Source organism: Specibacter sp. BI4, assembly GCF_056680095.1.
In genome coordinates this window covers 2,213,762-2,228,713 of record NZ_CM155265.1, presented here as the reverse complement: position 1 = coordinate 2,228,713, position 14,952 = coordinate 2,213,762, and the positions used below count along the sequence as shown (strand labels likewise).

The 14,952-nt window shown below is 65.1% G+C and carries 15 protein-coding genes; 5 read left to right on the top strand and 10 right to left on the bottom strand.

The genetic code is table 11. The features are described 5' to 3' along the window. Window positions 1-10 precede the first annotated feature (10 nt). A complete protein-coding gene (locus AC1L6K_RS10220) occupies window positions 11-496 on the bottom strand; it encodes a nucleoside deaminase (RefSeq protein WP_480952571.1) in 486 nt (161 codons plus the stop codon). 411 nt (window positions 497-907) lie between these two features. On the opposite strand from AC1L6K_RS10220, the gene AC1L6K_RS10215 reads away from it, so the two are divergent. From AC1L6K_RS10215 to xdhC, 3 genes are read left to right on the top strand one after another with little or no spacing between them, the layout of a single operon-like run. Then, complete coding sequence (locus AC1L6K_RS10215; RefSeq protein WP_480952570.1) at window positions 908-2,383, top strand: xanthine dehydrogenase small subunit; 1,476 nt, start codon at window positions 908-910, stop codon at window positions 2,381-2,383. Beyond that, the gene (gene xdhB / locus AC1L6K_RS10210; protein WP_480952569.1) at window positions 2,380-4,776 is read left to right on the top strand and encodes a xanthine dehydrogenase molybdopterin binding subunit; all 2,397 of its coding nucleotides are present in this window, start codon (window positions 2,380-2,382) and stop codon (window positions 4,774-4,776) included. The genes AC1L6K_RS10215 and xdhB overlap by 4 nt, the downstream gene beginning before the upstream one ends. Window positions 4,777-4,785: 9 nt before the next feature. Then, entirely contained in the window at window positions 4,786-5,592 is an 807-nt protein-coding gene (gene xdhC, locus AC1L6K_RS10205) for a xanthine dehydrogenase accessory protein XdhC (protein ID WP_480952568.1), read from the top strand. Between the two features lie 81 nt (window positions 5,593-5,673). Here xdhC and AC1L6K_RS10200 read toward each other — a convergent pair whose 3' ends face one another. Together AC1L6K_RS10200 and AC1L6K_RS10195 are read right to left on the bottom strand one after the other, a co-directional pair. Next, window positions 5,674-6,015, bottom strand: a complete 342-nt coding sequence (locus AC1L6K_RS10200) for a cupin domain-containing protein (protein ID WP_480952567.1) — start codon at window positions 6,013-6,015, stop codon at window positions 5,674-5,676. Window positions 6,016-6,019: 4 nt separating this feature from the next. After that, window positions 6,020-6,667 (bottom strand): TetR/AcrR family transcriptional regulator, encoded by a 648-nt coding sequence (locus AC1L6K_RS10195; RefSeq protein WP_480952566.1) that lies wholly within the window; start codon window positions 6,665-6,667, stop codon window positions 6,020-6,022. 53 nt (window positions 6,668-6,720) lie between these two features. Here AC1L6K_RS10195 and AC1L6K_RS10190 point away from each other — a divergent pair, with 53 nt between their 5' ends. After that, a complete protein-coding gene (locus tag AC1L6K_RS10190) occupies window positions 6,721-7,275 on the top strand; it encodes a mycothiol transferase (protein WP_480952565.1) in 555 nt (184 codons plus the stop codon). A gap of 27 nt (window positions 7,276-7,302) precedes the next feature. Here the strand turns inward: AC1L6K_RS10190 and AC1L6K_RS10185 are convergent, their stop codons facing one another. Continuing rightward, window positions 7,303-7,848 carry a YdeI/OmpD-associated family protein gene (locus AC1L6K_RS10185; protein ID WP_480952564.1) on the bottom strand — a complete coding sequence of 182 codons (546 nt, stop codon included), beginning with the start codon at window positions 7,846-7,848 and terminating at the stop codon, window positions 7,303-7,305. A 287-nt stretch (window positions 7,849-8,135) separates the two neighbouring features. Beyond that, entirely contained in the window at window positions 8,136-8,267 is a 132-nt protein-coding gene (locus AC1L6K_RS10180) for a hypothetical protein (RefSeq protein WP_480952563.1), read from the bottom strand. 663 nt (window positions 8,268-8,930) lie between these two features. Here AC1L6K_RS10180 and AC1L6K_RS10175 point away from each other — a divergent pair. After that, a complete protein-coding gene (locus tag AC1L6K_RS10175) occupies window positions 8,931-9,224 on the top strand; it encodes a DUF1905 domain-containing protein (protein ID WP_480952562.1) in 294 nt (97 codons plus the stop codon). Here AC1L6K_RS10175 and bioD read toward each other — a convergent pair. From bioD to bioB, 5 genes are all read right to left on the bottom strand, one after another. Beyond that, window positions 9,221-9,931, bottom strand: a complete 711-nt coding sequence (gene bioD / locus AC1L6K_RS10170; protein ID WP_480952561.1) for a dethiobiotin synthase — start codon at window positions 9,929-9,931, stop codon at window positions 9,221-9,223. The two genes, AC1L6K_RS10175 and bioD, sit on opposite strands and share 4 nt — an antisense overlap. Beyond that, the gene (locus AC1L6K_RS10165) at window positions 9,928-11,010 is read right to left on the bottom strand and encodes a cytochrome P450 (protein ID WP_480952560.1); all 1,083 of its coding nucleotides are present in this window, start codon (window positions 11,008-11,010) and stop codon (window positions 9,928-9,930) included. The genes bioD and AC1L6K_RS10165 overlap by 4 nt, the downstream gene beginning before the upstream one ends. Next, complete coding sequence (locus AC1L6K_RS10160) at window positions 11,007-12,149, bottom strand: 8-amino-7-oxononanoate synthase (protein WP_480952559.1); 1,143 nt, start codon at window positions 12,147-12,149, stop codon at window positions 11,007-11,009. Before AC1L6K_RS10160 ends, AC1L6K_RS10165 begins: the two co-directional genes overlap by 4 nt. Window positions 12,150-12,301: 152 nt before the next feature. Further along, window positions 12,302-13,684 (bottom strand): adenosylmethionine--8-amino-7-oxononanoate transaminase, encoded by a 1,383-nt coding sequence (locus AC1L6K_RS10155; RefSeq protein WP_480952558.1) that lies wholly within the window; start codon window positions 13,682-13,684, stop codon window positions 12,302-12,304. Then, window positions 13,677-14,753, bottom strand: coding sequence for a biotin synthase BioB (gene bioB / locus AC1L6K_RS10150; RefSeq protein ID WP_480952557.1), 1,077 nt, complete (start codon window positions 14,751-14,753; stop codon window positions 13,677-13,679). Before bioB ends, AC1L6K_RS10155 begins: the two co-directional genes overlap by 8 nt. Window positions 14,754-14,952 lie beyond the last annotated feature (199 nt).

Below are 14,952 nucleotides of genomic sequence, written 5' to 3'. Positions count from 1 at the left end.
CGCAAGCCTCCTAATACGTGATCTTGTTGAGGTTGCTGCGCCATTGGTCGAAGGGGTCCACGGCACGTCCCGTCTCTGGAGCCACCTTGGCGACCGGCATGAGGAGCCTGTCGCTGTCGGCCTCAAAATACTCATAAAAGACTGCATCGTCGAAGCCTGCGTCGGCGGCGTCGTGCCTGTCAGCGGCGAAGTACACCTGCCCGATGCGGGCCCACAGTGAGGAGGCCAGGCACATCGGGCAGGGTTCGCAGCTTGTATAGAGGGTGGCGCCTGACAGGTCAAAGTCACCCACCCCCTGGCAGGCGTTGCGGATGGCAGTGACCTCGGCATGTGCTGTGGGGTCAAGGTTTGCCGTTACCCGGTTGAGCCCTTCGAACTCACGCCCGTCGGCCGTGACGACGATGGCGCCGAATGGTCCGCCGTTGTTCCGCACGTTTTCGGTGGCCAATTCCACCGCCTTCGCCAAGTAATGCGCGGGCTGTAGTGATTTATCCATGGAGACACGTCCTTGTGGTCTGGGGAACCGGATCCTCGTCGATCCGGCATCATCTGTTGCCTGAGGTTGAGGCGCCGCCCGTAAACTGGAGGCAATTGCTGTTGCACAGATGAGACTAACAACACATGAACAGCGTGGCAATGATTATGGAATTATTTTTCTACATCGTGAAAGTTTGTTCAGATCCGCCGAGGCATCGGCGGCCGCCCCGACGCGGCCACGTGTCCTTGACCACACTCGGCATCGGACGTAAACTTTCATAATCCAATATATGAATTTCAAGTTGCGGAAAAGTTGGGAGTGGCGCAATCCCCTGCAGCCGGCCAAACCGACAGCACCAGGACCGGCCACGCCCGGTCCATTGGAATCCTGACAGCACCACTGCGACGACAAAGAAGCCGGAGCACGACAATGAACACTTCCGAACCCACCCCGGGCTCAGAACCACGCTTCACCATCAACGGTGCCGAGCGCGCCTTCGGCCGGTCGGCCGCACACACCACCGCCCTTGACTGGCTGCGCGAAAACCGCCTCACAGGCGCCAAGGAAGGGTGCGCCGAAGGTGAATGCGGGGCCTGCGCAATTCTGGTGGCCCAGACGGACAGGGACGGCGGGACCAGCTGGACGGCTGTCAACTCGTGTCTGGTGCCAATGGCGGCAATGGACGGGCAGGAGCTGCTAACCGCGGAGGGCCTGGGGACCCCGGAGCAAATGCATCCGGTCCAGGAAGCCATGGCTTCCTCCGGCGGCTCCCAATGCGGCTACTGCACCCCGGGCTTTGTCTGCAGCATGGCGTCGGAGTTTTACCGCAAGGACCGCGGGCCCGCCCCCGAACAATTCTCGGAGTGCAGCCACGGCGAGCACGGCCCCAACGGATTCGACCTGCATTCGCTCAGCGGAAATCTCTGCCGGTGCACGGGCTACCGCCCCATCCGGGATGCCGCATATTCCTTGGGGGAAACCACCGACGAGGCGTTTGCCCGGCGCCGGGACGAGCCAGCCCCGGCCTACCCAAAGACCTCGTTCACACGCTCCGACGGCCGGTTCATCCGGGCCACCACATTGGCCCAGGCCACCACGCTGCTCGCCGAAAATCCGACAGCCATCCTTGTCGCGGGAAGCACTGACTGGGGAGTTGAGGTCAACCTTCGCGCACGCCGCGCCCCGTTGGTCATCGCCATCGACCGCATCCCCGAGCTGGACTCGATTGAGGTCCGGGACGAGACGGTCGAGATTGGTGCCGTCGCCCCGCTCTCCGAGATTGAACGGGTGCTGGCCGGCAAGGTTCCGCTGCTCGCACAGCTCATCCCCCAGTTTGCTTCCCGGCTCATCCGAAACCGGGCAAGCATCGGCGGCAACCTCGGAACGGGCTCGCCCATCGGTGACAGCCCGCCCGCGCTGCTGGCCCTCGACGCGCAAATCGTCCTGGCCTCAGCCGGCGGGGAGCGGGTGCTGCCCCTGGCGGACTACTTCACCGGATACCGGGCCACGCTCAAGGAACCCGGGGAACTCATCAAAACCGTGCGCATCCCCCTGCCGCTGTCGAACCTGACGGCGTTCCACAAGATTGCCAAACGCCGCTTCGACGACATCTCAAGTGTCGCCGTCGCCTTCAGCCTGCAAATTGACGACGGCGTGATCACCAGGGCCCGGATCGGTCTCGGCGGCGTCGCGGCCACCCCGCTGCGTGCCTACGCCACGGAGGAAGCCTTGACGGGACAGCCCTGGACCCGCGACACGGTGAAGCGTGCCGCCGCAATCCTGAGCGGCGAGGGCACGCCCATGAGCGACCACCGCGCCAGCGCCAGCTACCGTTCGATCATGCTCTCGAGCGCCCTCATCAAGCTGTACACGCAGAACACCATGATCCTGGAGGCCACCTCATGAGCCAGCTGTCACGCCGCCCCAGCGCACCCGTCGTCGGCGAATCGGTGCCCCACGAGAGTTCCCGCCTGCACGTGACGGGGCAGGCGCTCTACACCGACGACCTTGCCCAGCGCACATCGGATGCGCTGACCGCCTGGCCCGTGCAATCCCCCCACGCCCATGCACTCATCCGGTCCATGGACACCTCGGCGGCGCTGGCGGTGCCCGGTGTCGTCCGGGTCCTCACGGCAGCGGATGTTCCCGGGGTCAACGACTGCGGAATCAAGCATGACGAGCCCCTTTTCCCTTCGGAAGCCATGTTTTACGGCCACGCGGTGGCCTGGGTTCTGGGGGAAGACCAGGATGCGGCCCGCGCCGGCGCTGCCGCCGTCAGCGTCGACTACGAGCCCCTGCCCTCGCTCGTCTCCGTCGCCGATGCCATCGAAGCCGGCTCGTTTCAGGGCATGCCCCGGACTGTCAGCCGCGGCGATGCCGACGCGGCGCTTGCCACCGCCGACAGGGTCATTTCCGGTGTCACGGAATTTGCCGGCCAGGAGCATTTCTACCTGGAAACCCAGGCTTCGCTGGCCACCGTCGATGAAGGCGGGCAGATCTTTGTGCAAAGCAGCACCCAGCACCCTTCCGAGACGCAGGAAATCCTTGCCCATGTGTTGGGCCGGGCCAACCATGAGATCACAGTCCAGAGCCTGCGCATGGGCGGCGGCTTCGGCGGCAAGGAAATGCAGTCCCACGGGTTTGCCGCCATTGCCGCCATCGGCACGCTACTCACGGGCAGGCCTGTCCGGGTCCGCCTCAACCGCACGCTCGACATGACCATGACGGGGAAACGGCACGGATTCCACACCTCCTGGGAGGCAGGTTTTACCTCGGACGGAAAATTGGTGGCCCTCAAGGCAATGCTCACGGCCGACGGCGGTTGGTGCCTGGACATGTCGGAGGCGGTGCTGGCCAGGGCCCTGTGCCACGTCGACAACAACTATTTCATCCCCAATGTGCACGTCGACGGCCGGGTGGCCAAGTCAAACAAGACCTCCCAGACGGCTTTCCGCGGCTTCGGCGGCCCCCAGGGCATGCTGGTCATTGAGGACATCCTGGGGCGCAGCGCACCCCTGCTCGGTTTGGCACCGGAGGACTTGCGGCGCAAGAATTTCTACCGCGAGGGCGACAGCACCCCGTACGGGATGCCCGTCAGGCATGCGGACCGTGTGACGACGCTGTGGGAACAGGTCCTTGAGGGCAGCGGCTTCAGCGAACGCCGCCGCGAAATTGATGCCTTCAACGCAGCCCACCCGCACCGCAAGCGCGGCCTGGCCGTCACACCCGTCAAGTTTGGCATCTCCTTCAACCTCGTGGCGTTCAACCAGGCGGGTGCACTTGTGCACGTCTACAAGGACGGTTCCGTGCTGATCAGCCACGGCGGCACGGAGATGGGCCAGGGCCTGCACACGAAAATGCTGCAGGTTGCCGCCACCGCCCTGGGCATCCCACTCTCGGGTGTCCGGCTCGCTCCCACCCGCACCGACAAGGTGCCGAACACCTCGGCCACCGCAGCCAGTTCGGGAACAGATCTCAACGGTGGTGCCGTCAAGAACGCGTGCGAGCAGATCATCGAGCGAATCTCGGCCGTTGCCGGTGGCATGCTCGGCGTCTCCGGCAGCGATGTCCGTTTCTCCAACGGAATGGTGACGGCCCTGGGTGTCCGGGACCGCAGCTTCACGTTCGCCGAAGTCGTCATGAAGTCCTACATGCAGCGGGTGCAATTGTGGGCCGCCGGCTACTACCGGACCGAGGGCCTGCATTGGAATCCCGAGCTCATGCAGGGGGAACCCTTCAAGTACTTTGCCGGCGGTGCCTCGGTCACCGAAATCGAGATTGACGGCTTCACCGGCGCCTACACGACCCGCCGGGTCGACATAGTCCACGACGCCGGTGATTCACTTTCGCCCATGATCGATGTGGGGCAAATCGAGGGCGGCTATGTTCAGGGCGTCGGCTGGTTGACCCTGGAGGATCTGCGGTGGGACGAAAGCGACGGCCCGCATCGGGGCCGGCTGCTCACCCAATCGGCCAGCACCTACAAGCTGCCGAGCTTTTCCGAGATGCCCGAGGTGTTCAACGTACAGCTGATGGAACATGCCGAAGAGGAGGGTGTTGTCTACGGTTCAAAGGCGGTGGGCGAGCCCCCGTTCATGCTGGCATTCAGCGCCCGCGAGGCGATTCGTGACGCCGTCAGGGCCTTCGGTCCGGCCGATTACAGTGTCGTTCTTGCATCTCCTGCCACACCGGAGGCCGTCTTCTGGGCGATTCAGGAGTCCTGTGCGGCAGCAGGCACCTCGTTCGACGAGCTGGATCTCAACGTTGCAGCTGTCCAGCCGGCAACCGCAGGTCTCTAGGAGGTCGTCGTGGATTGGTTGGCAGCGGTTGTGCAGCTGCGCGAGCGAAACGAGACGGCGGTTGTCGCCACGCTCGCGCAGGTGCGCGGCCATTCGCCCCGCAATCCCGGGGCGAAGCTGGTGGTCTCTGCGGAAGAGCTGTGGGGCACGATAGGTGGCGGAAATTTTGAGGCCAGTGTCATCGACAGGGCTCGGGAGCTCATCACCCTGGGCAACGGCACACCCGAGCTCATGACGTTTGCCCTCAATGACAAGGTTGCCACCACCCACGGTGTGCAGTGTTGCGGCGGTGAGGTCAGTGTCATGCTTGAGGTCCTGAACCCGAGGCGGACGGTGGCGATATTTGGGCTCGGCCACGTTGGCTATGAAATCGCCCATATTCTTGCCCGGCAGCCATTGAACCTGCTGCTTGTCGATTCACGCGAGGATGCGGTTTCCCCCGCCCGGCTCGAGCCGCTGATGCAGGGACAGGCCACAATATCCGTCCACCACGAGCCGGCGCCTGAGGTGGTGCTGCGCGACCTTCCCGACGGGGCCACGGTGCTCGTGCTCACGCATGACCACGCCGAGGACCTCATGCTTTGCGAGGCTGCGCTGCGGGCCAAGCCCGCTTATATCGGGCTCATCGGTTCACGCAGCAAATGGGCGCGCTTTCGCAAGCGGCTCCACGACGAGGGGCATGACGACACGGAGATCGACAGGATCACCTGCCCCATTGGTGCCCCGGCCATTTCCGGCAAGGATCCGGCAAGCATCGCCATCGGCGTTGCCGCCGACCTGCTCACCCGCTGGGAAGGCGCAGCCGCCACCGTTTGATGCCTGCAGCCGCGTTTGGGTGCGCCCCTAATAGTCGGCCGGGGCCACCCGGCCACACCATGGAGCAGCCTTTTCCATGGTTCAAGGGTCCAGGTTCTCCTGCAGAAACGTCGGTGATGCGTGGATGCACATTATGCGCAAGGCGCTGTCGCCCGTGGCAAGGAAGCTGTGCGGGGTGCCCGCTTCGACCACCAGAATGTCACCGGCCAGCGCGGGGAAGGCCTCGCCGTCGGCCATGACTACGGCTTCGCCTGCCAAAACAATCCAGGTCTCACTGTAGGGATGGCGGGGCAGGCCGCGCCCCTGCCCCGGGTCGTTGTCCACGAGGTAAAACGAGACGCCGTAGCCGTATCCTGCATTCTCAAACTTGATTGTGCGGCCGGCGCCAATCACCAGCTCGGTTCCCTTCACCCTGGTAAGCATGGTGTTACTCCTTGTCGTCGTGGCGGCAGGCAGAAATAAAGGCCTGCACACCGAGATCGATGAAGTTCCTCAATTCCTCCTCGGTGTAGCGCCGCTGCGGACCTTCGAACATGACCAGGTTGCTGGAGATCCACAGCAGCATCCCGGAGAAGTGTAGGGCAGCCACCGTGGGCTCGGGAACTGCCAGCAGCCCCCGTCCGGCCAGCACCTCCAGACAGTTCGCGACGGAGTCTAGCACCCGTTCGAAGCCCCGCTGCCAGTACAGCCGGCCCAACTCGGGGAAACGTGCTGCCTCGGCCAGGACCAGGCGCCGGATCTCCTGCACGCGTGGATTCATGATGGACCGTGTGAACTGTCCGGCAAGAATGGCGACGGCCGTCTTCGCATCCGGAGCGGAGCGCATCTCACGGCCCAGCTCGTGGAACGGGTTGTGGATGTGGTCGCAAACATCCGTGTTGAGTGCCGTGAAGAGTCCGTTTTTGTCAACGAAGTACGTGTAGATCGTTTGCTTCGACACTGACGCTGCGGCCGCGATTTGGCCTGTGCTGGTGCCTACATAGCCGTAGGCAAGAAACACTGTCAGGGACGCGTCGTACGACTGGGGGCACAGCCCAGCGATCGCTTGGGCGCCGTCGTCAATGACATGAAGCAATTTCGCACGTGGGCCCTTGCGAACCCTGGTCGTTTCGAATGAGGATGGAACGCATGAGCGAACAACGCGCCCGATGGACAAAGTCAACCATTTATCCCGACATGTGGGCCGACCCCGATGACGTCCCCCGCGAAGGTGCAAGCCCCGAGGGTGAATCTGCGACACTGCAGGATTACTTGTCGAGCTACCGCATGACCATCCTGATGAAATGTGAGGGCCTTGACCCGGCACAACTGGCCATCCGGTCCGTGCCGCCGTCGACCATGTCACTGCTTGGCCTCCTGCGCCACCTGGCCGAGGATGAACGGGACTGGCGCAATTGGATCAGCGACGGCGACCCGCTGCCGAAAATTTATGGTCCACGAGATGCAGACTTCGATGACCTCGTTGTTGAGAAGGGCGAGGTGGACCTTGCCCTCGCCACGTTGGCGCGCGAGCAGTCGGCCACCGATGATGCCTTGGCCGGGCACCCGGATCTTGGTGAGCGCCTCGGAAAGGACCGGATTTCGGTTCGCGAACTGCAGGTGCACAGGATCGAAGAGTACGCCCGGCACAGCGGGCACGCCGATTTGTTGCGCGAGTGCGTTGACGGCAGGGTGGGCCAGTAGCCGAACTCTGCCCGGGCACGCACGGCCCTAGCGACCCAGCCGGACGACTATGCGGGCGAGGGCAGCTTCCCGGCCACGGGGTGTGTAGGCTCTGAGCAGTGGCAGCATCAGGAGGTATTGCTCGGATCTCCGAAGGTTCTCGAAGGCGGCACGGGCGGACGGGTTCGCTGCCAGCGCCGTCGTCAGTTCTGCCGGCACACCGGCGGTGCGTTGCGGTTCGTAGGCACCGGCCCAGCGCCCGTCGGCCTTGGCAGCTTCGATCTCCTTGACGCCGGCCGGATGCATGCGCCCGGCCAGGAGCAGGACCTCGGCACGATCCACGTTGACCCTGGACCAGGGGCTGCCCGCCCTGCGGCGCGAATATCGCTGCAGAAAGGACCCCTCGTCGAAGGTCTTGCGCTGGCCGTCAATCCACGCGAAGCACAGGGCCACGCCACCTGACGCGTCAATCTTGATGAGTGCTTGCGTCGAGTGAAGCTTGCCGATCCGCAGCCACGCCTCTTCCTGCTGGTCATGGAACTTTTCCAGCCAGGTCTCCCATTCGCCACCGTCACAGAATTCAAGCACGCCCATGGTCTCATCCTTGCTGTTCGGTGGCTGGGTCCAGCGTATTCCCTCAATGCAGGCTGTGCGAGAGCCCCTGCAGCGGAAAGGCTGTTCCTGGGATTCAAGGCGCTTGTAGCACCGGACGATTAAATGAAACAGCCCGTGCTGGTCAGCACGGGCTGTTCACGGTGTCCGGCAGGTGCAATGCACACCGTGCCTGCTGTGGGAATGGGGTGCACGAAATGTGTAATGGCCATCTCGCCCCTCCTTTCAGCGGTGTGCCGTCGCTGGCACGCCATCGTTGGCAGAAAGGCTTAGCGGATGTTGAACAGGTCAACACGGACGATCTCGCGGTACTGGCGGTCGCGAAGCTCGGTGAATTTCTGGTAGTCAACAGGCGAGAAGAAGATCCGTTTGATGGACGACTTTGTGGGCTTGGGATTCATGGTGGCACCCCCTTTCGATGCTGGCAGTGAATTGCTGGACATATTGTGGCGCGACAAATAAAGCCTCTTTTTTCATTGAGATAAGAATGCAAAACGGCGTTATCAGAGCACAAAAGAGCGCGAGTTGTTTTGTGCGTATTATCCGTCCGGCAGGCAAAGGCGTTCCCCACGGGCAGGCAAGAACCTGTCAATCCCGCCGAGGGCGGTGATGGCAGGGTTGTGCCTACAGAGAATGTGGAGAAAGACCAGAACGAGTCGGTCGGAATGCGGCTGCTGAAGCACAGCCTGGTTCGGGCAGCCTTGCAGCGGCGGCCCTACGCGGTGACAGTGTTAGCTGTGACGGCGATTGACAGGCGTGCCGGGCAAGGCATGACGAGATCCGATAACTCCGGACTTGATAATTGTAAACATCATGGCCTCCCTTCATTTGCACGCGGACGTCCCGGAGGTTTCTCGGGACTGATAATTAATCTACAGCACGAGCCGTGCATTTATCCAGCCTATTTCACAGTATTTTCAAATATTTCTTTGTGGCGGATTATTCCGGAACTTTCAAGTCGGCCGGCCCATGCCAACCACCCATCCCCGTCCGCCGCCAGCGCACCGCCTGTGCTGCGGCGTCTATCCTGAAGTGACCGATCCACGTCGAGCAAAGGACCGCCCATGGCAGCCCCCAAGGAACCGCAGCCCCTGGATTTCACGTTCACTGCGCCCATCTGCAAGGACGGCGCCTTCGCCACGTATCTAGTGGTGGAGGGCTCCGATGAGCTCCTGGGCACGCGCCGGGCCATCAAGGTGTCGGGCACCCTGGATGGCAAAACACCGTTTCAGGCCACGCTGATGCCCTCAGGAACCGGACCGCACTGGCTGCCGTTGAGGGCCGCCCTCTGCAAGGCAATTAGGAAGTCCGACGCCGGCGAGAAGGTCAGCGTGCACCTGCAGCAGCGCCTGAGCTAAGACCCCGGCAGACCGCTGCGGATGCCCAACCATCCGGGTGCCGCCGCACGGAATTGTTCCCCGTTCAGCCTCGAGGCACCTGCGGGCAGCCTGCCCAGCACGGGCACCGTCAGCTGCGCCAGGAAATCCGCGTTGTCCAGTTCCACAAGGCTTGGTTCCCGAGGCCACGAACCCACCACCAGCCCGGCGGCAGCAATCCCACGGACTGCGAGCGCCTCCAGCGTCAGCAGGGTGTGGTTGAGCGTACCCAAGCCGCTGCGGCACACAACGACCACCGCCGAGTCCGGGAAATTGGCAGCCAGATCGGCAATGGTGTTCCCCTGCCCGTCCAGCTCAACCAACAATCCGCCGGATCCTTCCACCAGGACGTGGCGGTGCCGGGCGGCCAGTCCCCGGATGGCAGTGACATGGTCGATGAGCGCCGGCAGTGCCGCCCCCTCGCGCCGAGCCGCGGCAACGGGAGCCATGGGCAGCGCCAACCGCGCCCCCTCCCTGCAGGCAGCAGTCCCGGCCAGCCGTCGCACTTCCCCCACATCGCCGGCTTCCCCGGCAGTCACCCCTGTCTGGACGGGTTTGTACACGGCCACGGCGGCGCCGTCAGCCTGCAGCGCCGCGGCAAGGGCCGCCGTCGTCAGTGTCTTGCCGACGTCCGTGTCAGTGCCGGTGACAACCACGACGGCGGGAAACACCACCCGGGTGCCGCTCACCGCTGGCTCCTTGCGACCATGACGGACCTCGGGGTTTGGAATGACAGCAGCCGCAACCACCCGGGTTCCGGTCCCGCCAGTTCCAGGTCCGGCAGGGCTGCGGCCGTTTCCTGCAGCACGACCCGGGTTTCCAGCTCGGCCAGCTTGGCCCCAAGACAGCGGTGCAGCCCATGCCCAAAGGCCAGGGAGTAGGCCGAGGGCTGCGCATCGGGGCCATGGCGGCCCGAAAGTTCCAACAGGATCTCGGCTCCGGCAGGCAACTGCACGCCGTTCAGTTCCGTTTCGTGAAGGGTGGAGCGGCGCCAGGTGTGCACCGACGATTCCGCAGCCAATACCGCCCGTACATGTCGGCCGGCCCCCTCGGCACCGGCGAGCTCCTGCCAGCCGGCGGTCCCGAGGCCGACACCCCGGTACAACGCCGTATTGATCAGCTGGGAGGTGGTCTCCTGCCCGGCTATGACTAGGAAGTAGCCCAGGGAGCAGACTTCGGCGGTGGAAAGCCCGGCTGCCAGCAACACGCCATACAGTGAATCCTTTCCGCGGCTGGCGGACACCTCGCCGCGCAGCCACCCGTAGAACGACGCAGCACTGGTGGCCAGCTCGAGCTGCCGTTCGGCATCCGGCCAGCCCCAGAACAGCTCCAATGAATCCCTGCTCCATGACTTCAGCTCGTCCAGGGGCGGGTTCCCCTGTCCGGTGAGCTCTGCCATGATGACTGGCGGAACGTGGCGCGCCAGGGACAGGGACAGGTCAACGGGTGCACCAGCCACCGCAGCCGCATCCAAGACGTCGGCCGTCGCTGAAATGTGGTGCCGGGCCAGCTCCCGCACCCGCGGCGTCACGGCGGCCACCTTCGCCGGAGTAAAGAACCCGGCCACAACCTTCCGCACGGCACGGTGCCGCTCCCCCGTGGCAGATGCCAGCACCGGCGGCAGGGCAAAGCGGGCCTTGCTGAGGATCCGCAGTGCGGCCGGCACCAGTGGCACCACCGAGGTCAAGGCGTTGGTGGGCACAAAGTCGCCGGTGCGCCGCATGACTTCCCTGACGGCGGACGGCTCGCCCACAACGTGGTAGTTCATACTCGTGTCCTTTCCCGGTGTGGGCCGTCCCCGACGGGACCTCCGGCGGAAACTCCGGCGGGCAGCGCCGGCACCACCTGCCGAAGCAGCCCGGCCACGCGTTCCATCTCGCTGGGCACGAGGTCGGCCCGGGCGGTCAGGCGCAGGCGGGATATGCCGTCGGGCACGCTTGGCGGCCGGAAGCAGCCAACCAGCACACCGGAGGCCCGCAAGCCGGCGGCCGCGGACACGGCCGCCTGGGCTGATGGCAGCGCAATGCTCTGGACGGCGCCCGGCGAGCGCGTGATGCCGCAGAGTTGGGCCAAGGTGGCCGCGTTGGCTTGCAGCCGCCCGGCCAGTTGCGGCTCGGCCAGGATGATCTGCGCCGCCCTGGCCGCGGCTGCTGCAGCCGCGGGGGCCAACGCCGTGTCGAAAATGAAGGGCCGTGCGGTGTTGACCAGGTGCTCGCACAGGGCAGCCGGCCCCGCCACGGCCCCGCCCTGTGATCCGAGCGCCTTGGACAAGGTCACAGTCAGGACAATGTGCCCGGCACCGGAGAGACCGGCAGCATGCACGGCACCGCGCCCCTGGCCGGCCACTCCGATCCCGTGCGCCTCGTCAACCAGCAGCCAGGCATCGTGGCGTGCACACAGTTGGGCCAGGGCGCCAAGGTCCGCTGCATCCCCCAGCACCGAGTACAGCGACTCAACCACGACGACGGCCCTGGGCTGGGTGCGTGACTTCAGCGCCGCTTCCACTGCCGCCAGGTCTCCGTGGGCAACCGAGGCCACCGGGGAACGTGACAGCCGGGCGGCGTCCAGCAGCGAGGCATGCACGTGGGCGTCCAGGACCAGGAGTGTTCCAGGGCCGCCCAGTGCCGTCAGCGCACCGAGGTTCGCCAGGTAGCCGGAAGAGAACGCCAGGGCAGACTGCGCACCCGTCAGGCGGCACAGCTGTTCTTCGAGATGGGCATGGACGGGCAGCGTCCCGTTCACCACGCGGGACGCCCGGGCACCTGAACCGTATTGCCGGACGGCTTCGATGGCGACATCCGTGAGCCTATGGTCCCGGGACAGGCCCAGGTAGTCGTTGGAGGCCAGATCCAGCACCACTTCGGATCCGGCCGGCACGGCGCCGCCGGAACGTGGGGGTGTTGGCACCGCTAACACGGGGACCGGTGTTGCGGCACGAACAAGGCCGCGGCGCTCGCGGACTGCCGCACGACCAAGCAGCCAAGCTTCCATGGCCCCGGATCCGGGGCCTGTCACGGACCCGGACCCGGCATCACCTGCACCGTACGCTGCTGCCCCCATCAACCGTGCACCTGCTCCACGGCCGCACAGAGGCCGGCCCCGATGAGGGCGACGTCCCCGGCTGTACTTACATAGGGAGGCATGGTGTAGACGAGGTCCCTGAACGGTCGCACCCACACACCGTGCTCCACGGCCGCCCGGGTGAGTGCCGGGACATCGACGGCATTGTGCAACTGGATGACGCCCACACCTCCGAGCACCCTGACGTCCCGGACCTGCGCCAGCCCGGCCGCCGGTGCCAGGGCTGCAGCGAGGCCCGCCTCCAGGGAGGCCACCTGCCCACGCCACGGCACCTCGTCCAACAGTTTTAACGACGCCACAGCCACGGCGCATGCCAACGGGTTCGCCATGAACGTGGGCCCGTGCAACAGCGCCCGCAGCGGCGACGCCGTGATGACGGCCGCCACCTCGCGCGAACACAGCATCGCTGCCAGCGTCAGGTATCCGCCGGTCAGGGCCTTGCCCACGCACATGATGTCGGGGGCCACAGCGGCCCATTCGGCAGCAAAGAGTTTTCCCGTGCGGCCAAAACCAGTGGCAATTTCGTCCAGGACCAACAACAAGCCATGCTCACTGGCTACACGCCGGGCGGCCCGCACGCACTCCGGTGCATAGATGTGCATTCCGCCGGCACCCTGCAACACAGGTTCAAGCACGACGGCGGCCAGCTCGCCCCGGTGGCTGCGGACGGTTTCCTCAAGAACATCAACCCACCCCTGCACCTCCAGCGGATCGGAGACAAGTTCGCCGCCGACCAGCCTGGCTGCCGGCGGCCGGGGCAAAAACAACTGCCGGGCCACCAGCCCCGGAAACTCGGCGTGCATGCCGTCCACCGGATCGCACACGCTCATGGCGGCAAAGGTGTCGCCGTGGTAGCCGCCGGTGAGTGCCAGAAAGCGGCTTCTCCCCGGGAATCCGGCAGCCCGCTGGTACTGCACCGCCAATTTCAAGGCCACCTCAACCGAGACGGACCCCGAGTCGGCCAGGAACACGTGCTCCAGCCCCTCGGGCGCCAGCTCCACCAGCCGCTCGGCCAATTCCACGGCGGGGGCATGCGTCAAGCCGCCGAACATGACATGGGAGAAGCTGCCGGCCTGCTCCAGCAACGCGGCGTCGAGCGCCGGATTCCGGTAGCCGTGCACTGCCGACCACCATGAACTCATGGCGTCGACCACCTCAAAGTTCTTCCCATCCGCTGCCTGCAGCGCCAGCCGCGTCCCGGCCGCCCCGACCACGGCATAGGGTGCCGGGCCGTCCAGCGGGGCATAGGGATGCCACAGCAGTCCGCGGTCGCGCTCCACCAGGGAGCGGTTTTCCATGGCCGGGGCTGCCCCGGCTGCCCCGCGGTGGGGGCCGGGTTCGACGTCGGACCGGCTAAGCATTGGGGGCAAGCTCCGTTCCGGCTCCCCGGCGCCGGATGGCCGGCTGGGCACCGGGGGCGACATTGCCGGTTGGCCGGGTCCCGCCGTCGTGCAGGGGAAGGACGGTGAAGCCGGCGTCGGCGATCATTTCGAGGTCGGCCTGTCCGGGCTGGCCTTCGCTGGTGAGGTAGTCACCCAGGAACAGCGAGTTGGCAATGTTCAGGGCAAGGGGTTGGAGGGTGCGCAGGTGCATTTCGCGTCCGCCGGCCATGCGGATTTCAACGTCCGGGCAGGCGAATCGGACGGCGGCGAGGATGCGCACGCACTGGGCGGGCGTCAGCAGCCAGGTTCCTTCCAGCGGGGTGCCGTCGAAGGGCATGAGGAAGTTGACGGGAATGGAGTCGCTGCCGAGCTCGCGCAGGGCGAAGATGGCATCGATGAGGTCGGCATTGCTTTCACCCATGCCCACGATGAGGCCGGAGCACGGTGAGAGCCCGGCGCTTTTGGCGTGCTCGACGGTGCGGACGCGGTCGGAGAATTCGTGGGTGGAGCAGATGTCCTTGTACATTTCCTCGCTGGTGTTCAGGTTGTGGTTGTACGCGTCCACACCGCAGGCCTTGAGACGTTCGGCCTGGCCATCCTTCAAAATGCCCAGGCAGGCGCAGACCTCCACACCCGGGTGCTGCTCCTTGAGCCCTTCGACCATGCCGGCGACGCGTTCCACGTCACGATCGGTGGGGCCCTTGCCGCTGGCCACCAGGCACACGCGGGAGGCACCGGCGGCGACGCCTGTCGCTGCTTGTTTCAGTGTTTCCTCCGGTTTGATCCACGTGTACTTCAGGATTTGCGCGGCCGAGCCCAGCCGCTGGGAGCAGTAGGTGCAGTCCTCGGGGCACAGCCCGGACTTGAGGTTGACCAGATAGTTCACCTTCACCGTGTTGGCGAAGTATGTGCGTCGCAGGCGGGCCGCGGCGGCCACCACATCGAGCAGCTGGTCGTCGGGGCAAGTCAGGACGGCAAGGGCGTCCTGACGGGTCAAGGTGGCGCCGGACAGCTGACGGTCGGCAAGGGCCTGAAATTTATTGAACACCGTTCAAGTATCAAAATTGGAGGCCATTCTGTCAAGTGCAGGGATTTCGCGTGACGTTGCTGCAGGGGCACGCTTGTTGCTGCAGCGGCACCGTCGAGTCAGCCACCACCCATAGACGCTTGCGTCAGCCGCCACCCATGCCCGTGATTGGGTCCCGCTGCCGCGACGTCATGACAGCTCCGGGGACAGCCACGGGGAA